Origin of the sequence: Streptomyces coeruleorubidus (genome assembly GCF_028885415.1) — a bacterium.
Taxonomy (GTDB): Bacteria; Actinomycetota; Actinomycetes; order Streptomycetales; family Streptomycetaceae; genus Streptomyces; species Streptomyces coeruleorubidus_A.
Genome location: NZ_CP118527.1, coordinates 596,729 through 615,400, shown reverse-complemented (window position 1 = coordinate 615,400; position 18,672 = coordinate 596,729). Strand labels below are relative to the sequence as shown.

Annotated in this window: 14 protein-coding genes and 1 pseudogene; 11 read left to right on the top strand and 4 right to left on the bottom strand. The window is 69.6% G+C overall.

The window, feature by feature from the left end; translation table 11 throughout:
• Positions 1-150 precede the first annotated feature (150 nt).
• Positions 151-1,293 carry an aromatic ring-hydroxylating oxygenase subunit alpha gene (locus PV963_RS02970; protein ID WP_274813998.1) on the top strand — a complete coding sequence of 381 codons (1,143 nt, stop codon included), beginning with the start codon at positions 151-153 and terminating at the stop codon, positions 1,291-1,293.
• Positions 1,294-1,296: 3 nt separating this feature from the next.
• Positions 1,297-3,591: an FdhF/YdeP family oxidoreductase gene (locus PV963_RS02965; RefSeq protein WP_274813997.1), complete on the top strand. Its 2,295-nt coding sequence runs from the start codon at positions 1,297-1,299 to the stop codon at positions 3,589-3,591.
• Between the two features lie 12 nt (positions 3,592-3,603).
• On the opposite strand, the gene mshA is transcribed toward PV963_RS02965, so the two are convergent.
• Genes mshA through PV963_RS02950 form a run of 3 tightly spaced genes read right to left on the bottom strand, consistent with a single transcriptional unit; the run spans position 3,604 to position 7,137 of the window.
• Positions 3,604-4,845 (bottom strand): D-inositol-3-phosphate glycosyltransferase, encoded by a 1,242-nt coding sequence (gene mshA / locus PV963_RS02960; RefSeq protein WP_274821919.1) that lies wholly within the window; start codon positions 4,843-4,845, stop codon positions 3,604-3,606.
• 26 nt (positions 4,846-4,871) lie between these two features.
• Entirely contained in the window at positions 4,872-5,723 is an 852-nt protein-coding gene (gene fdhD / locus PV963_RS02955; protein ID WP_274813996.1) for a formate dehydrogenase accessory sulfurtransferase FdhD, read from the bottom strand.
• A 31-nt stretch (positions 5,724-5,754) separates the two neighbouring features.
• Entirely contained in the window at positions 5,755-7,137 is a 1,383-nt protein-coding gene (locus PV963_RS02950) for an L-serine ammonia-lyase (RefSeq protein WP_274813995.1), read from the bottom strand.
• A gap of 500 nt (positions 7,138-7,637) precedes the next feature.
• Between PV963_RS02950 and PV963_RS02945 the strand changes: the two genes are divergently transcribed.
• From PV963_RS02945 to PV963_RS02920, 6 genes and pseudogenes are all read left to right on the top strand, one after another.
• On the top strand, positions 7,638-8,603 hold the full coding sequence (locus PV963_RS02945) for a PaaX family transcriptional regulator (protein ID WP_274813848.1): 966 nt from the start codon (positions 7,638-7,640) through the stop codon (positions 8,601-8,603).
• 378 nt (positions 8,604-8,981) lie between these two features.
• Positions 8,982-9,863 carry an alpha/beta hydrolase family protein gene (locus tag PV963_RS02940; RefSeq protein ID WP_274813994.1) on the top strand — a complete coding sequence of 294 codons (882 nt, stop codon included), beginning with the start codon at positions 8,982-8,984 and terminating at the stop codon, positions 9,861-9,863.
• A gap of 339 nt (positions 9,864-10,202) precedes the next feature.
• Positions 10,203-12,106: pseudogene (locus PV963_RS02935) on the top strand (rhamnogalacturonan lyase).
• Between the two features lie 105 nt (positions 12,107-12,211).
• On the top strand, positions 12,212-13,267 hold the full coding sequence (locus PV963_RS02930; protein ID WP_274813993.1) for a glycosyl hydrolase 53 family protein: 1,056 nt from the start codon (positions 12,212-12,214) through the stop codon (positions 13,265-13,267).
• A 133-nt stretch (positions 13,268-13,400) separates the two neighbouring features.
• The gene (locus tag PV963_RS02925) at positions 13,401-14,411 is read left to right on the top strand and encodes a rhamnogalacturonan acetylesterase (protein WP_274813992.1); all 1,011 of its coding nucleotides are present in this window, start codon (positions 13,401-13,403) and stop codon (positions 14,409-14,411) included.
• 45 nt (positions 14,412-14,456) lie between these two features.
• On the top strand, positions 14,457-15,323 hold the full coding sequence (locus PV963_RS02920; protein WP_274813991.1) for a GDSL-type esterase/lipase family protein: 867 nt from the start codon (positions 14,457-14,459) through the stop codon (positions 15,321-15,323).
• A 108-nt stretch (positions 15,324-15,431) separates the two neighbouring features.
• Here the strand turns inward: PV963_RS02920 and PV963_RS02915 are convergent, their stop codons facing one another.
• Positions 15,432-16,811, bottom strand: coding sequence for a pyridoxal phosphate-dependent decarboxylase family protein (locus tag PV963_RS02915; protein WP_274813990.1), 1,380 nt, complete (start codon positions 16,809-16,811; stop codon positions 15,432-15,434).
• A gap of 305 nt (positions 16,812-17,116) precedes the next feature.
• Between PV963_RS02915 and PV963_RS02910 the strand changes: the two genes are divergently transcribed.
• The 3 genes from PV963_RS02910 (at position 17,117) to PV963_RS02900 (ending at position 18,670) form a co-directional block, all read left to right on the top strand.
• Entirely contained in the window at positions 17,117-17,455 is a 339-nt protein-coding gene (locus PV963_RS02910) for a MarR family winged helix-turn-helix transcriptional regulator (RefSeq protein WP_274813989.1), read from the top strand.
• A 75-nt stretch (positions 17,456-17,530) separates the two neighbouring features.
• Positions 17,531-17,770 (top strand): hypothetical protein, encoded by a 240-nt coding sequence (locus tag PV963_RS02905; protein ID WP_274813988.1) that lies wholly within the window; start codon positions 17,531-17,533, stop codon positions 17,768-17,770.
• A 249-nt stretch (positions 17,771-18,019) separates the two neighbouring features.
• Positions 18,020-18,670 carry a (2Fe-2S)-binding protein gene (locus PV963_RS02900; protein WP_274813987.1) on the top strand — a complete coding sequence of 217 codons (651 nt, stop codon included), beginning with the start codon at positions 18,020-18,022 and terminating at the stop codon, positions 18,668-18,670.
• The last annotated feature ends 2 nt before the right edge of the window (positions 18,671-18,672 follow it).

The window sequence follows — 18,672 nt, the reverse complement described above, 5'->3', positions numbered from 1 at the left end:
TGATACGCAACATGGTCCTGGCTGTGACGGTCTGCGGTCAAGGGCTTGACACCGCTTCGGGTGGACTGCACCGTGAGTTGCGTAACAAGAAGCTCGTTGCACATGAGGCAACCGCTCGCCCGCCCGAGGCGCTTCACTTCGAGGTGAACCATGACTACGACCGGCCTGCCGGAGAGCCTGATCGCGACCCTCCCCGGTGACCACTACACGGACCCGGAGATCTTCCGCCTGGAGCAGGAGCACATCTTTGAATCCATGTGGTTCTGTGCGGCACGCTCGTCGGAACTGTCGAAGCCGGGTGCCTTCCGGACCGTGGACGTCGGGCGGGAGAGCGTCCTGCTGACCCGGTCGCGGGACGGCTCCGTCCGGGCCTTCTTCAACGTGTGCCGGCACCGGGGCGCGAAGCTGTGCACGCAGGAGTCCGGAGAGGTGAAGCGGGCTTTCCAGTGCCCGTACCACGCCTGGACGTACGACCTGAACGGCAAGCTCGTGGCGGCCCCGAACCTGACCAAGATGCCGGACATCGGGCGCACCGAGTACGGCCTGGCGAGCGTTGCCGTATGCGAGTGGCTGGGCTATGTGTGGGTGTGCCTGGCCGAGAACCCGCCCTCGTTCGAGCAGTCGGTGATCGCGGACGTGGTCGCGCGCCTGGGCGACGTGGAGTCCATCGAGCGGTACGACGTCGAGAGCCTGGAGGTCGGCCGGCGGATCGTCTACGACGTCAAGGCCAACTGGAAGCTGATCATCGAGAACTTCATGGAGTGCTACCACTGCGCGACCATCCACCCCGAGCTGACCGAGGTCCTCCCGGAGTTCGCCGACGGCTACGCGGCGCAGTTCTACGTGGGACACGGCGCCGAGTTCGGCTCGGACGTCCAGGGCTTCACCGTGGACGGCTCGGAGGGCCTGGACCGAATCCCCACGGTCTCCGATGAACAGGACCGCCGGTACTACGCGATCACGGTGCGCCCCCAGGTGTTCATCAACCTGGTCCCCGATCACGTGATCTTCCACCGGATGTTCCCGGTGGCGGTCGACCACACGATCGTGGAGTGCGACTGGCTGTACCTGAAGGGCGTGGTGGCAAGCGGCCGGGACGTCAGCCGGTCGGTCGAGCTGTTCGACCGCGTCAACCGGCAGGACTTCGACGCCTGCGAGCGCTGCCAGCCCGCGATGAGCTCCCGGCTGTACGCCAAGGGCGGCGTGCTTGTGCCCAGCGAGCACCACATCGGCGAGTTCCACGACTGGGTCCAGGACCGCCTCGGTACCCGCGCGAACCTCGCGGAGAGCTAGGCGATGACCCGCAAGGCACCTGCCGAGGACCCCGGTGACTCCCGTCTGCGGGTGGGCCCGCCGAAGGATTACGCCGCGGGCGTTCCCGCGGTCACGTCCTCGCTGCGCCACGCCCACGCGCAGATGGGCGTCCGCCGCAGCCTGCTGACCCTGCTGAGCGTCAACCAGAAGACGGGATTCGACTGCCCGGGATGCGCCTGGCCCGAGCCCGAGCACCGGCACCGTGCCGAGTTCTGCGAGAACGGCGCCAAAGCGGTGGCCGAGGAGGCGACCCTGCGCCGGGTCGGCCACGGTTTCTTCGCCGAGCACACCCTGGCGGAGCTGGCCGGACGCAGCGACTACTGGCTCGGTCAGCAGGGCCGCCTTACCCACCCCATGTACCGCCCGGCGGGCAGCGACCGGTACCGGCAGATCTCCTGGGACGAGGCGTTCGCCGTCATCGCCCGGGAGCTGGCCGCTCTCGACTCACCCGACCAGGCCGCCTTCTACACCTCCGGCCGGGCGAGCAACGAGGCCGCCTTCGTCTACCAGCTGTTCGTCCGGCTCCTCGGCACCAACAACCTGCCGGACTGCTCCAACATGTGCCACGAGTCGAGCGGCTCCGCCCTGACCGAGACCATCGGCATCGGCAAGGGCAGCGTCCGGCTGGAGGACCTTTACGAGGCCGACCTGATCCTCGTCGTCGGGCAGAACCCGGGGACCAACCATCCCCGGATGCTCTCGGCGCTCGAGACCGCCAAGGACAAGGGGGCCCGCGTCATCTCGGTCAACCCCCTCCCCGAAGCGGGCCTGTTGCGTTTCAAGAACCCCCAGCGGCCCTCCGGCGTGCTGGGGGCGGGAACGCAACTCTCCGACCTGTACCTGCAGATCAGGCTCGGCGGCGACCAAGCCCTCTTCCAGGCCTTCAACCGCATGCTCCTGGAGGCGGAGGACGACGCTCCCGGCACGGTCCTCGACCGCGACTTCATCACCGCGCACACCCACGGCTTCGAGGAGTTCGCCGACCAGGCCCGCAAGACGTCCTGGGACGACGTCCTGGAGGCCACCGGGCTGTCGGAGCGGGAGATCCGGGAGGCGTTCCAGGAGGTCCTGTCCGCCCGGAAGATCGTCGTGTGCTGGGCCATGGGTCTCACCCAGCACCGCCACTCGGTGCCGACCATCCGCGAGGTCGTCAACTTCCTGCTGCTGCGCGGCAACATCGGCCGCCCCGGCGCCGGCCTGTGCCCCGTGCGCGGGCACTCCAACGTCCAGGGCGACCGGACCATGGGCATCCACGAGAAGCCGGACGCCGCCTTCCTCGACGCGCTCGGCGCGGAGTTCGGCTTCGTGCCGCCGCGCCACCACGGTCACGACGCGGTGGAGAGCATCCGGGCCATGCGGGACGGACAGGTACGGGTCTTCGTCGCGCTCGGCGGCAACTTCGTCTCCGCCGCTCCGGACACCGAACTCACCGAGCGAGCTCTGCGCAACTGCGAGCTCACCGTGCAGATCTCCACCAAGCTCAACCGGTCCCACGCGGTGACCGGCCGCCAGGCGCTCATCCTGCCCTGCCTGGGCCGCACCGAAGCCGACCTGCGGCCCACCGGGGAGCAACGGGTGACGGTGGAGGACTCCATGGGCATGGTGCACCTCTCGCGTGGCCGGCTGGCGCCCGCCTCCGACGCCTTGCTGAGCGAGGTCGCGATCATCTGCCGGATGGCGAACGCGGCCCTCGACAGCGGCGGTCCGCAGGTGCCCTGGGCCGACTTCGAGGCGGACTACGACCTGATCCGGGACAGGATCGCCCGGGTGATCCCCGGCTTCGAGGACTTCAACGCCCGGGTGCGCCGGCCGGGCGGCTTCGCCCTGCCCCACCCGCCACGCGACGAGAGGCGCTTCCCCACCAGGACCGGGCTGGCCAACTTCACCGTCAACCCGCTGGATGTGCTGCGCGTCCCGCAGGGGCGGCTGCTGCTGCAGACCATCCGTTCGCACGACCAGTACAACACCACCATCTACGGCCTGGACGACCGCTACCGGGGCATCCACCAGGGCCGCAGGGTGCTCTTCGTCCACCCGGACGACCTCGCCGCGCACGGCCTGACCGAGGGCGATCCGGTCGACATCGTCAGCGAGTTCTCCGACGGGGTCGAGCGCCGGGCACCGGCCTTCCGAACGGTCGCCTATCCCACCCCGCGTGGCTGCTGCGCCGCCTACTTCCCCGAGACCAACGTCCTCGTACCGCTGGACTCCACCGCGGAGGTCAGCAACACGCCGACCTCCAAGTCCATCGTGGTCCGGCTGGAACCGGCGCACTGACCGGAGCGCCGGTCAGTCACGCTCGCGCATCGCCGCCGCGTACACGTCCGCCGTGGCCGCGGCGGCCGTGTCCCAGCCGAACGACTCGGCGTGCCGGGCGGCTGCCGCGCCCATCCGGGCCGAGAGCGCCGGGTCGTCGGCGAAGCGGCGCAGCGCCCGCGCGTAGTCCGCGGGCCTGTGCCCCGGCACCAGCACGCCGCTCACTCCGTCCCGAACGGCCACCGGCAGACCGCCGACCGCGGCCGCGATCACCGGCGTGCCGCAGGCCTGCGCCTCGGCGGCCACCAGACCGAAGGACTCGCTGTAGGACGGCATGACCAGCACGGTCGCCGCCCGGTACCAGTCCGCGAGCTCCGCCTGATCCATCGGCGGACGGAACAGCACCACATCCCCGATGCCGAGCTGGGCGGCGAGCTTCTGCAACTCCTCCGGCCTGGCCATGCCCCTGCCGCTCGGCCCGCCCACGACCGGCACGACGATCCGCTCACGCAGCCGCGGCCGCTCCACCAGCAGCCGGGCCACCGCACGCAGCAGTATGTCCGGAGCCTTGAGGGGCTGGATGCGGCCGGCGAAGAGCGGGATCAGTGCCTGAGGCGGCAGCCCGAGCCTGGCCCGCGCCGCGGCCCGGCCGGCCTCGACCCCGCGAGGATCGGGCCGGAAGAGGTTCAGGTTCACGCCGGGGTGCACGACGGCGACCCGGCCGGGTTCCGCGTCGTAGTGGCGGCACAACTCCTCCGCTTCCTTCGCCGTGTTGGCGATGAGCCGGTGTGCGCCCCGGACGACCCGTGTCTCCCCGAGCACGCGGGACTCGGGTTCGGGTGTGTCGCCCTCGGCGAGGGACGCGTTCTTGACCAGGGCCATGGTGTGCATGGCGTGCACGAGCGGTACGCGCCAGCGTTCGGCGGTGAGCCGGCCGACCTGTCCGGACAGCCAGTAGTGCGAGTGCACGACATCGTAGTACCCGGGACGCTGCCCGGCCCAGACCCGCGTCACTCCGTGCGTGAAGTCGCACAGCCGCGCCGGCAGCTCCTCCTTGGCCAGGCCCTCGTAGGGGCCGGCGACCACATGCCGCGCCAGCACGCCGGGCGCGAGCTCGACGGTGGGCGGCAGCGCCGCCGAGGTCGCCCGGGTGAAGATCTCCACCTCGATGCCGATCGCGGCGAGGCACTTGGCGAGTTCGACGACGTAGACGTTCATGCCGCCCGCGTCGCCGGTGCCCGGCTGATGCAAGGGCGAGGTGTGCACGCTGAACATCGCGACGCGGCGGGGGCGGCGACGGCTCACTCCGGGCGACCCCCTCGCGGCCCCAAGGCGATGCGCTGCTCGCCGGCGTACACGTTCATGGAGCTGCCGCGCAGGAAACCGACCAGCGTGAGGCCGGTCTCCGCCGCCAGGTCCACCGCGAGGGAGGAGGGCGCCGAGACCGCGGCCAGCACCGGGATGCCCGCCATGACCGCCTTCTGCGCCAGCTCGAAGGACGCGCGGCCGGAGACCAGCAGGATGGTCCGGGACAGCGGCAGCGCGCCGGACCGCAGCGCGCACCCGATCAGTTTGTCGACCGCGTTGTGACGGCCCACGTCCTCACGGAGATCCAGCAGCTCCCCGTCCGCCGAGAACAGCCCCGCGGCGTGCAGCCCTCCGGTGCGGTCGAACACCCGCTGCGCGGCCCGCAGCCGGTCGGGAAGGGCGGCCAGCAGATCGGGAGCGACCCGGACCGGGGGAGTGTCGGCGATCGGCCAACGGGCGGTGGTCCGCACGGCGTCCAGGCTCGCCTTGCCGCACAGACCGCACGAGGAGGTGGTGTACACGTTCCGCTCGAGTGAGATGTCCGGCACCGCCACGCCGGGCGCGAGCCGCACGTCGACGACGTTGTACGTGTTGGAGCCGTCAGTCGTCGCGCCCGCGCAGTACACGATGTTCGCCAGCTCCTCGCCCCGGCCGAGGACGCCCTCGCTCACCAGGAACCCGGCGGCCAGCGCGAAGTCGTCGCCGGGCGTGCGCATGGTGATCGCGAGGGGCTTGCCGTTCAGCCGGATCTCCAGCGGCTCCTCCGCCACCAGGGTGTCCGGCCGGCTGCCCACCGCCCCGTCCCGGATGCGCAGTACGCGCCGTCGCTCGGTGACCCGTCCCACGCACACTCCCCAGATCTCGGCTGCCGCGTCCTCAGCACTCGATGACGTTGACCGCGAGCCCGCCGCGGGCCGTCTCCTTGTACTTGACCTTCATGTCGGCGCCCGTCTCCTTCATGGTCTTGATGACCTTGTCCAGGGAGACGTGGTGGCGGCCGTCGCCCCGCAGGGCCATCCGGGCCGCGGTGACGGCCTTGACCGCCGCCATGCCGTTGCGCTCGATGCAGGGGATCTGCACCAGGCCGCCGACCGGGTCGCAGGTCAGGCCCAGGTTGTGCTCCATGCCGATCTCGGCGGCGTTCTCCACCTGTTCGGGCGAGCCGCCGAGTACCTCCGCGAGGCCGCCCGCGGCCATGGAACAGGCGGCGCCGACCTCGCCCTGGCAGCCGACCTCGGCGCCCGAGATCGAGGCGTTCTCCTTGAACAGCAGGCCGATGGCGCCGGCCGCCAGCAGGAACCGGACCACGGCGTCGTCGTCGGCTCCGTGCACGAAGTTGACGTAGTAGTGCAGGACCGCAGGGATGATGCCGGCCGCGCCGTTCGTCGGAGCGGTGACGACCCGGCCACCGGCCGCGTTCTCCTCGTTGACGGCCATGGCGTAGAGGGTCACCCACTCCAACGCCCGCCCCGCCGGGTCGCCCTCGGCCCGCAGCGCCTTGGCCACGGCGGTGGAACGGCGGCGGACCCTGAGCCCGCCCGGCAGGATCCCCTCACAGGACAGGCCGCGTGCCACGCACTCCCGCATCACCCGCCAGATCTCCAGCAGCCCCGCGCGGATCTCCTCCTCGGTCCGCCAGGCCAGCTCGTTCTCCAGCATCAGCGCCGAGATCGACAGACCCGTCTCCCGGGTCAGGCGCAGCAGCTCGTCGCCGCTGCCGAACGGGTACTTCAGCACCGTGTCGTCGACCTTGACCCGGTCCGCACCGACGGCGTCCTCGTCGACGACGAACCCGCCGCCGACCGAGTAGTAGGTGGCCTCCAGCAAGGACAGCCCCTCGCTGTCGTACGCGAACAACGTCATGCCGTTGGCGTGGTACGGCAGGGAACGGCGGCGGTGCAGGACCAACTGCCGCTCCGTGTCGAAGCCGATCTCGTGGGCATCGCCGAGCTCGCTGCCCAGCAGCCGCAACCTGCCCGTCGCCCTGATCCGCTCGACGTCCCGTTCGGCCACGGCGACGTCGACGGTGTGCGGCTCGTTGCCCTCCAGGCCGAGCAGGACGGCCTTGGGGCTGCCGTGACCGTGGCCGGTGGCCCCCAGCGAGCCGAAGAGCTCGGCCCGTACCGACGCCGTCCGCGCGAGCAGATCTTCCTTCTCCAGCCTGCCGGCGAACATGCGGGCGGCCCGCATGGGACCGACCGTGTGCGAACTGGACGGGCCTATGCCGATGGAGAAGAGGTCGAAGACGGAGATGGCCACGAGCGGGCTCCCTTGTCTGCGCGTGAGTGTGGCGGGAGGTGCGAGCGAAACCTCTCGACCGCGGATGCCCTGGTTTCTGATGAAGCAACCAGCATCTCTATACGCAACAGCTTTTCTTCTGTGATCCAGGTTGTCAAGACGCCTGCCGCACGGGCGAGGACCGGCTTCGACCTTCGCAGCCAGATCCGCGCCTGATTCGAAGGCGTCGTGGAGCTTTTCCAGGACCATGCGCAGGGCTTCGGCCGCTTCCTGCCACGCGGTGACGCGATGATCCGTGCCACCGCGAGCCCCTCCAGTGCTTCCCGGACCTCGAAGAGCTCTCGCACGGGCCGTGCCGACGCGGACGTGGGCGAGACCCAGCCGGGGCCCGGAACATGCTCCACTCAGACGCCCGGTCGGGCGCGGAACTGTCATGCCGCCAGGCCAGTCAGGAGTCACCTCCGGTCGTCGGGTCGGGTCGTTACAGTGGGACCGCCCTATTCGATGCGTCGGAGCGGACCTTGGCGAACCTGTCCCAACACGAGGAGATCTTCTCTGGCGACGGCACTCGGCCGGTGCGCACGCCGCGCTGGCAGGCTGATGCTTCGCCAGCGGGTTTGGTGGTCACCTTGGTCGCCGATTACACGTTCCCGGGTCGGGTTTGGTTGCCGGCGGCGGCGATCGTGGCGTTGCTGGGGGAGTTCGAGGTGGCCGCTGGTGCCGCCCGTACGACGATCAGCAGGCTGGCGCGTCGGGGGGTGTTGGAGGGCAGTCGGCGGGGGCGGTACAGCTCGTACCGGCTGACGCGGGAGGCCGCTGTGGATCTGTGGAGCGGTGGTGCCTCGATCGCCACGTTCACCACGCGGCCCGACTCGTGGGACGGGTGGTGGACCCTGGTGGCGTTCTCTGTGCCGGAACGGGAGAGTGCGCGACGGCGTGCGCTGCGCACCGCGTTGCGGTGGCGGGGGTTCGCGCCGTTGTACGACGCGGTGTGGGCGTCGCCGCACCCGCTCACGCCCAAGGGGCGTGCCGAACTGGCCGGCTTGGCGCTGGGGGCGGTGAGTGTGTTCCGTGCGCGGCAGGTGGATCTGCAGACGGAGGCCGACCGCAGTCCGATCGAGGCGTGGGACCTGCCCGGCATCGCCGGTCAGTACGAGATGTTCATCCGGCGGTGGAGCGGCCTGCTGCCCCGTATCGGTGCTGGTGGTGTCACGGGCGCCGCGGCGGTGCGCGCCCGTACCGAGGTGATGAACACCTACCGTCATTTCCCGGTGCTGGACCCGTTGCTGCCCATCGATCTGCTGCCGGCCGACTGGCCTCGGTCCCGGGCGAGGGAAGTGTGCGTCGCGGTGTACGACGGTCTGGCCCACCCGGCTCAGGAGCATGTCCGTTCGGTGGCGGCCCGGTTGGCGGACGGTCCGCACCTCGACATCAGTGCCCATACGATCGCCGGCATGAGTGCTGGTATCGGTCACAGCCACGGCTGACGCTCGGCGGTCTGACCCTGAGTTCAAAGGGATTTGGGTCGCAGCGATTGACAGATGAGAGTGCGGTCGCGACTCTTTCTGTTATTCGAAACGGTGTGGGAGCGTTCACAGTCATGTGGTCGCAGAGAGCAGATCGTATGCATCGCTCCTCGCCGCCTCGGGCCTTTGTACCTCCGCATCAGTGGTGACAGGAGGCACTTCATGCGTGAGTCACGGCCGGTCGGCGTTCGGCGGCCGCCACCGCACCGTGCGTGTTCAGCGGAAGCCGCACCATCGCCCCGTCACCCCCACCTGACGCTCCCTCACCAGTGAAGCGACCGGGCCGCGATACCCGCACTTCCCCCACGAGCAACCCCCCACTCACACAGGAGTTCATCCATGAGCATGCAACGGCGCACCTTCCTGGCCCTGAGCGCGGCCGGAGCAGCGGGCGTGGGCGCCTCCCTGCTCGGCACCGGGCAGGCAGGCGCCCTCGTCAGGCCGCAGGGCGCACCGACCACGCCGTTCGCGGTCGGCGTGCGCCGGTATGACTGGACCCGCGGCAGCCGCCGGTGCACCACCTACGTCTACTACCCCGCCACCGGCACCCCCGGCGGCAGCCCGGTGACGAACGCCCCGGTCGCAGGCGGTGTCTTCCCCGTCTACAACTTCACCCACGGCTACGGAAGCAGCCCGCAGAACTCCCTGTTCATCATCCGGGCCCTGGCCTCGGCGGGCTTCGTCGTCCCCGCCCCGCACTTCAACCACAACTTCAACGACGTCAACAACGGCAACTCCTCCAAGGACGTCTCCCAGATCCTCACCAACACCCTCGCCCTCAACGCGAGCGGACCGCTGGCCGGGCACATCAACACCGGCATCGGCGTCGGCGTCTCGGGCCACTCCCTGGGCGGCATGATCACCCACGGCCTGCTGACCTCCTGGCCCGACCGCCGGATCATCTCCGCCAACCCCCAGTCCTGCGTGGACATGGGCAACCCGTCCAGCTCGGTCTCCGCCAAGGTCCTGTTCGTCCACGGCGACCGGGACTCGACCACGCAGTACTCCTCGGCCCGGCAGGCGTACAAGGAGATTGCCTGGCCCAAGGCGTTCCTCACCTTCGTCGGTGGCAGCCACACCAGCTTCTGGAGCGACCAGCGCTTCCCGAGGACCGTCGTCGACTGGGCCCGCTGGACCATGTACGGCGACACCGCCGCACGGGACCGTCTCCCGGCCGACGCGTCCGGGTCCAACACCAGGTGGGAAGCCGTCCTGGGCTGAGGAGGAACCGCTCCACACGCCCGACGTGACGTTCCCGCACCTGAGGATCGTCAGACAGACGAGACTGTCATGATCACGTCACTCGACGGCGTGCACGGCGGCCCTCCCCTGATCATCCACGAACGCGGACAGCGAGGCGCTCGGTCACCGGCTCCACGACGGGCGCTTCGCTGCTCGTGCCGTCCCGCAGCGGATGCCGGCCCCCGGACCCCACATCGGCTGGAGGGCAAGGAGCCTCATGACCATGAAACGCAGATCCCTCCGCGGGGATGGCACCCCGTCGGCCACCACCCCGTGATCCACCGCTAGGCATGCACATCCCCCACACCGGAGGTCACTGTGACCGACTCTCACCCGCGTCCCCGTACGGCGCCGCGTCAACGAAGAATCCGCCGCGCCTCGGGCGGCCGAGTGGCGGGCGTCCTCGCCACCGCACTCGCGCTGGCCGCCTCCGCGCTCACCATGCTTCCCCAGACCGCGCAGGCCGCGACCGCGCGACAGGTGGAGCGCCTCGACCGGGGACTGACCAGCGTCCACACCAGCAGCGGAAACCTGGTGTCGTGGCGCTGGCTGGCCACCGACCCGAACGACGTGGCGTTCAACGTCTACCGCGGCGCCACCAAGCTCAACTCCTCGCCGATCACCGGCTCCACGAACTACTTCGACTCCGGCGCCCAGGACTCCGCCGACTACACGGTGCGCCCGGTGGTGAACGGCACCGAGCAGGCCCCCTCCGAGCGCGCGTTGCAGTTCCGGCCGGGTTACCTGGACGTACCGATCTCGCCGCCGGCCGGTGGCACCGCCCCGGGCAACTCGGCGTACACCTACGAGGCCAACGACGCCTCCCTCGGCGACCTCGACGGCGACGGCGAGCTCGACCTGGTCCTGAAGTGGTATCCCACCAACGCCAAGGACAACGCCCAGTCCGGCTACACCGGCAACACCATCGTCGACGGCATCAAGCTCGACGGCACCCGGCTGTGGCGCATCGACCTGGGCCGCAACATCCGCTCCGGCGCCCACTACACGCAGTTCCAGGTGTACGACTACGACGGCGACGGCAAGGCCGAGGTGGCCATGAAGACCGCCGACGGCACCCGGGACGGCACCGGCGCGGTGATCGGCAGCTCGTCGGCCGACCACCGCAACTCCAGCGGCTATGTGCTCTCCGGCCCCGAGTACCTGACGATGTTCAACGGGCAGACCGGCAAGGCGATGGGGACCGTCGACTACGTCCCGGGCCGGGCAACGTCTCCTCCTGGGGCGACAACTACGGCAACCGTGTCGACCGCTTCCTGGCCGGAACGGCGTACCTCGACGGCGCCCGCCCGTCGCTGATCATGGCGCGCGGCTACTACACCCGTACGGTGATAGCCGCCTGGGACTGGCGAGGCGGCCAGTTCACCCGTCGCTGGACCTTCGACACCACCTCCTCCGCCAACAGCGGCAAGGGCTATGACGGCCAGGGCAACCACAGTCTGTCCGTCGCCGACGTCGACGCCGACGGCAAGGACGAGATCGTCTACGGCGCGATGACCGTCGACGACAACGGCTCCGGGCTGTGGACCACCAGGCTGGGCCACGGCGACGCCGGTCACGTCGGGGACCTCAACCCGTCCCGCGCGGGCCTGGAGTACTTCAAGGTCTCGGAAAGCTCCAGCCGGCCCGGCTCGTGGATGGCCGACGCGCGCACCGGCCAGATCCTGTGGCGTACGGCCTCCGGATCGGACAACGGCCGCGGGGTCGCTGCCGACGTCCACGCCGGCAGCCCGGGTGCCGAGGCATGGTCGGCCACCGACACCACCCTGCGCTCGGCGACCGGCGCCTCCCTGGGCCGGGAGCCGTCCAGCACGAACTTCCTGTCCTGGTGGGACGGTGACCCCGTCCGCGAACTACTCGACGGCACCCGCATCGACAAGTACGGCACCTCCGGCGACACCCGCCTGCTCACCGGCTCGGGCGTCCACTCCAACAACGGCACCAAGGCCACTCCGTCGCTGTCCGGAGACATCCTCGGCGACTGGCGTGAAGAGGTCATCTGGCCGACGTCGAACAACAGGGCCCTGCGGATCTACTCCACGCCGCACCAGACGAACACCCGCATCACGACCCTGCTCCACGACACCCAGTACCGCACGGCCCTGGCCTGGCAGAACACGGCGTACAACCAGCCCCCGCACCCGAGCTTCTTCATCGGCAACGGGATGTCGGCGGCTCCACGGCCCACCGTCTACACGCCCTGAACCCCGCCCCGCTCACCTGCACCAAAACTCTGGAACACCCCCCACGACCAACCTCCCGTCGGCCGCCACGACTCACGCGCGGCCGGCGAGGAGGAAGGAGCGACCATGCACCCCACCCAGGCATCCAGTTCCGGGCGGATCAGCCGCAGGACCCTGCTCAAGGCCACCACCGCCACCGCCGGGGCGATCGCCACCGCCGCCGCGCTCGCCGAACTCGAGACGCCGGCCAACGCCGCCGCGGGCTTCGTCAAAGGCGTCGACATCAGCTGGGTGCCGCAGATGGAGGCGCGCGGCTTCTCCTGGAAGAACGCGAGCGGACAGAAGCAGGACCTGCTGACCATTCTCAAGGGGTACGGCATCACCGCCGTGCGGTTGCGCACGTTCGTCAACCCCTCCAGCAGCCCGACGGACGGCCACTGCGGCATCAACGAGGTCGCCGCCTTCGCCAAGCGGGTCAAGGCCGCCGGAATGTCGATCATGCTCGACTACATGTTCGGCGACACCTGGAACTCCGTCGGTGTGCAGAACCCGCCCGCGGCCTGGCGGAACATGGGCTACAGCCAGATGCGCACCGCGATGAGCACGTACGTGAACCAGACCATGACGGTCATGAAGAACAACGACGTGCTCCCCACGTGGGTGCAGATCGGCAACGAGATCAACAGCGGGATCTGCCGCCCCGTCGGCAGCGTCTCCAACCCGGCGCAGATGACCGGGCTGCTCAACGCGGCGTACACCCAGGTCAAGGCGGTCTCGCCGAACTCCATCGTGTGCATTCACCTGGCCCAGCCGCAGAAGTACGACGTGATGACGACGTTCTTCAGTCGTTACGCCGCGAACGGCGGCAAGTGGGACATGTCGGTGTTCTCCTCCTACGGCAGCGCCGACGTCGCCCCCGGGATCGTGGGGAACATGAAGAAGATCTCCACGCAGTACGGAAAACCGTTCCTGCAGAGCGAGTTCGGCGGTCGGGTGGACAGGGCCTCCTCCACCCGGGCCTCGCTGGTCGCCTACACCAAGGCTCTCAAGGCCAACGGCGGTCAGGGCATCTTCTACTGGGAGCCGGAGTGCATGTCCCCGTTCACCGGCTACAACATGGGCGCTTGGGACTCCGCCACGCAGCGGCCCACCGTCATCATGGACGGCTTCACCCAGGCCTGAGTGACGGGCCGTCGACCTCAACCCGGTATCGACTCGGTCAAGGATGGGATTGGTGATTGTAATGAGCATGTCATTAGGGCGCTCAGGAGGGCATGGGGTCCGGCTGGGCGCAGCGGGCCTGCTGACGCTTGGGATGCTGGTCGGCACCGGCGCGGCGCATGCCGATGCCGCCGCGCGGGCTCTGCCGGCCGGTTGTTCCGGCACTGCGCCGATCAAGTGTCACTACGCGGTCTCACCCGGCAACTACGACGTGACGGTCTCCATCGGTGGCGGCGCCTCCGACGGGCAGACCGAGATGTGGGTGGAGGCCCGGCGGCTGATGCTTCCGGCGACGAGGACGGCGGCCGGAGCCGTCGCCTCGTACTCGTTCACGGTCAACGTGCGGCAGCCGGAGGGGCAACCGACCGGCCAGGGCGGCAACGGCAACCCCGGTCTGGACATCCGGTTCGCGGGCTCCAACCCCCAGGTCTCGGCCATCTCGGTGAAGCCGGCGACCCAGCCGATGGTCGCCTACCTGGCCGGTGACTCGACCGTGTGCGACCAGCTGATCGCCCCGTACACCGGGTGGGGCCAGATGATCACGCCTGCGGTGCGTCCCGGCGCCGTCGTCGCCAACTACGCCGACTCCGGAGAGAGTTCGGGCAGCTTCCGGAACAACTCGGCGCTCTTCCCGGCCCTGCTGTCGAAGGTCAGGGCGAACGACGCGGTCTTCATCCAGTTCGGCCACAACGACAAGCAGACCAGCGCGTCCGCCTTCCGGAGCAACCTCACGTCCATGATCACGCAGGTCCGTGCGAAGGGCGGCGTCCCGGTCCTGGTGACCCCGCCGGTCCGCCGGCAGTTCAACGGCAACCGGCTCACGGCAACGGCGCTGCACGTCAACGGAGTGGGCGTGAACCTGCCCGCCGAGATGCGCTCGCTCGGCGCGGCGCAGAAGGTGCCGGTGATCGACCTGACCACCAAGAGCAAGACGCTGGTGGAGTCCCTCGGTCCGTCCGCCTCCGCGCAGCTCTTCCTGCGCTCCTCCGTCGACGGCGTGACGGACAACACCCACTTCTCGCAGTACGGCGCGACCCAGATCGGTGGGCTGGTGCTCCAGAGCATCCGGGAGCAGCGCCTGCCCTTGGCCGCGCACCTGCGCTGACCGACGCCCGGCGGTGCCCGTCTGTGGGAAGGACCTGATGGACTGATGAATAAACTTCGGATACTCGTCACGACCGCGCTGGTGATCGCCTTGTCGAGCCTCGGCGTCAGTGCCGCCTCGGCGGCCGGCAGCGTCGCGGCGAACTGCACCGGCGCCTCGCGCGCCGAGGCCCCGGCCACACGAGCGGCGGCCGCGCCGGTCACCGTGTGGCTGGCTGGCGACTCCACCATGGCCAACCCGGGCTCGGCCCGTTGCCCGGTCGGCTGGGGCAGCCAGTTCGACGCCCTGTTCAACGGCGACGTGACGGTCAGGAACCAGGCCGTGGGAGGCCGCAGCATCCAGACCTGGCTGTACGAGGGGAACGTGAGCAGCACCAAGGGCTCCGACGGCGAGTGCCGCCTCACGTCCAGCACGTACTCGTCACGCTGGCAGGCGATGCTGAACGCGAGCACCGGGATGAAGGCAGGCGACTACCTGTTCATCCAGTTCGGCATCAACGACTCCTCCTCGACCTGCCCACGGCACGTCGGCCCGGCCCGGTACCAGCAGCTGCTGACCATGATGGCGAAGGCCGCCCTGGCCCGGGGCGCACACCCGGTGCTGCTCACCCCGGTGGCCGCCATCACCTGCTCCGGCAGCACGGCGACCAAGAACCGCGGCTTCGTCAGCGAGACCTTCGCCGCCGGATCCGCCACCGGAGCGCCGGTCGTCGACCTGCAGTCGCTGAGCGTCTCGCGTTACAACAGCCTGCGCTTCTGCCCGCACAACGGCGACTTCGGATCCGGACCCGTGGGCGCTTTCTTCTGCAACGACCGCACCCACTTCGAAACCTACGGCGCGCAGCAGGTCGCCGGGCTCGTCGCCGGTGATGTGCGCCGACAAGGCCTCCCGCTGGCCGCGTATTTCAGGTAACGACGGGCTCTGAAGCGGCCCGGCTCAGTCTGATGCGGGACCTCGCAACGCCCGGATCCGCCGACCGTGGCGGACCCGGGCGTCTGCTTGCGGCATCGGCGGCGAGCGTCACGTCGCCAGTGGTGGCAGTTGTCCGGCGAGCCGTTCGACCTGCTGGTGGAGGTGCTCCACGTGGTGCTCGGATTCGGGTTTCATCAGCACGCTGCGGAGGATGCGGGCGCCGTCGGCGTCCGGGGTGATCTTGGGATGGCGTGCGGCGAACGCCTCGCTGTCGGCGCGCAGGGTGCTCAGGAACACCGGGTCGGGGCTCGTCATGCCGTCCGTCAGGATACGGGCGGAGGCCCTGTCGATGCCGCTCAGGGTGGCGGGGTCGACCACGGGGAAGTAGCTGACGATGTCCAGTTCGGGCTGCTGGTAGAGCTCCAGGTGGTCGGAGGTGGTGATCAGTTGTGCCCACTTCAGTGCGGCCCGGCGGCCCGCCGCCAGCACCCGGCCCAGGCCGTCGGCGGTGGGCGGGAGGAGCTGGAAGGTGAGCCAGAGCGCGGCGGCCGAGGCACCGGCGCGTGAGCATTCCAGGCTGATCTCGCCGAGGTGGAGGTCCGTGGAGGTGAAGTACGTGTAGGGCGAGTCGTGGAGGTAGAAGCGCCCCACCTCCGGGTCGCGGAAGAGCACGGCACCGCAGCCGTAGGGCTGGAGCCCGTGTTTGTGCGGATCGACGACGACCGAGTCGCACCGGGCGATCGCCTGCCAGGGTTCAGGCGCGAGTCCCTCGGGGCCTTCGGCGCCGGCCAGCAGGGTGAAGAAGCCGCCGTAGGCGGCGTCGATGTGGAACCGGACGCCGTAGCGCTCTTTGAGGAGCAGGGCCTCGTGGATCGGGTCGACGACCCCCAGCCCGGTGGTTCCGGCAGTCAGTACGACCGTGCCCACCCGGCCGCCGCGCAGCAGGTCCTCCAGCGCGTCGAGGTCCATGCGTCCCCGGTCGTCCGTGGGGACCGCGTGTCCCTCCATCCCCAGCACACGGCACATGCGGCCGTGGGTGTAGTGGGCGTCCGCGCTGTACGCGACACCTCGGCCGGGGTGGAGTTCGCGGGCGACGAAGAGGGCTTCGAGGTTGGCGATCGTGCCGCTGGTGGTGAGGTGGCCGAGGTGGGTGTCGTAGCCGAACATGGCGGCCAGCTGAGCAACGGCCTCGCGTTCCATCCGGGCCGTGGCGGGGCCACCGTCCAGAGCGTGGTTGTTGGGGTTGATCAGCATGGCGGTGAGGTAGCCGACCACCGCGGCGGGGTGCGGGGGCTTGAGCATCTGTCCCGCGTAGTGCGGGTGGAAGAAGGGGTAGTTGTCCCGAAGTCTCCCGGTGAAGTCCTCGAAGGCTGCGGCGAAGCGGTCGTCGTCGACCTGGAGCGACGGGTGCGGCTGGTAGGGGCCGAAGGTGTCGGCCCAGTCCTGTATCGCATGGGCGGCTCGGCCGAGCCAGTGTTGCAGGTGCATGGGGTCCCTCTCTCCGATGAGGCCGACGGGATGGCGTCCACCATAGAATTTCGTTGAGCAGTCAGCAATTGATTGCTCAGTAATTGAGACGTCAGTAGGTGATGTGGCAGTAAACTCCCAGGCCAGGACCATCAGGATGGGAGGACCTGGGCAGGTGAATGCCGCGACCCGGCGGGGCGACCAAGCCGCCCGTGCCGCCAACAGCCAGCTCGTTCACGACTTCGGGCTGCTGATCAAAGCCGCGAACCCGGCTGGAGCAGCGGATCGACACCGCGCTGCGACGGGAGTGCGGGATCAGTCACACGATGCTGGAAGTCCTCATCAGGCTGTGCCGCGAGCCGGGCGAGGAGGTCTCCCAGCGCCGGCTCGCCGAGGACCTCACCCTCACCAGCAGTGGCACCACCCGGCTGATCGACCGCATGGAAGAAGCCGGCCTGGTCTGTCGTGTCCCGTCACCGGACGACCGCAGAAGCGTCCTGGTGGAACCGACTGATCACGGTCGTACCGTGTTCCTTAAGGCCGCGACCGTGCACTCCGATGTCGTCGAGCGGTACTTCGTCACGCCCGTGGCCCGCGACGACTACACCCGGCTGACCGGCGCGCTGAGCGACATCAACGAGGCGCTGCGCGAGGCCGTCGACTGACATCACCCGCCCATGGCGGCTTCCGCCGCGGTCGGTGGGTCCGGCCGGGCCGCGGGATGCTCACCGTGGCGCGCCGTGAGCTCTTGGCATGTGATCGCCGGACCGGCCGCGCCACGCGTGCGTCGGCGCAGAAGGCTGTACGCGGTCGGCGTGATGCCGTGGCTGCAGCCCGCCGCAGTGCTGCCGCACGCAGCCGCATACCGTGTCGTCCAGGAGGCCCTGACCAACCTCCGCCGTCACGCCGCCGTCGGCCTCACCGAACGCGTGTCGGACAGCTCTGCCTGCTACTACCAGACGTACCAACGGCAGTGGTAGCTACCGGAGTCGTCCCAAAACTCTTCGCTCGTTGTATCGCGCCGCGTGCAGCACAGTGGAGGTCATGCCGCACCGAAGGCCTGGTGAGGCGGCTGCCGGACGCGTTCAACCCCTGGCCGCCGCACTCCTCCCGGGCCGAGGGCCCGGCTCGTCCGCCGCGGCTTGGACCGTTTCCCGTACGCACGCCGATTCGTGCACATGACGGTGGTCGGCACCGCCATCCGTCTTCCGTCGACCAAGAGAGTGGGCATGTCCATCGAACCCCCCGAGTCAACTGTTTCTCCTCCCGAGGGATCGCCCGAGGGACCTGTGTCCGCCCCGTCCCGGCGCACGTTCATCGCTACCACCGCCGTCGGCGGTGCGGTCGTGGTCGGCGGCCTGACAGCGGGGCAGTCCGTGTTCGGCGCCGAGCCCGCGGACGCCGCCCAGGCGCCGCCCGGCAGCCGCGTCTCCCTGACCGTCAACGGCGAGCGGCGCACCGTCACGGTCGACAACCGGACCTCCCTGCTGGACCTGCTGCGCGAACACCTGGGGCTGACCGGCTCGAAGAAGGGCTGCAACGCCGGTGCCTGCGGCGCCTGCACGGTCCTGGTCGACGGACGCCGGGTCAATTCCTGCCTGACACTGGCGGTCCGGCTGGAGGGCGCCGAGGTCACCACCATCGAGGGCTTGTCGAGGGGCGAACGACTGCACCCGCTGCAGCAGGCGTTCATCGACCAGGACGCCTTCCAGTGCGGCTACTGCACCTCCGGCCAGATCATGTCCGGCGTCGGTTGCATCGACGAGGGGCACACCGGCTCACCGGAGGAGATCCGGGAGTTCATGAGCGGCAACATCTGCCGCTGTGGCTGCTACGTGAAGATCGTGCGCGCGGTCGAGCAGACCGCGCACGGGAAATGAGG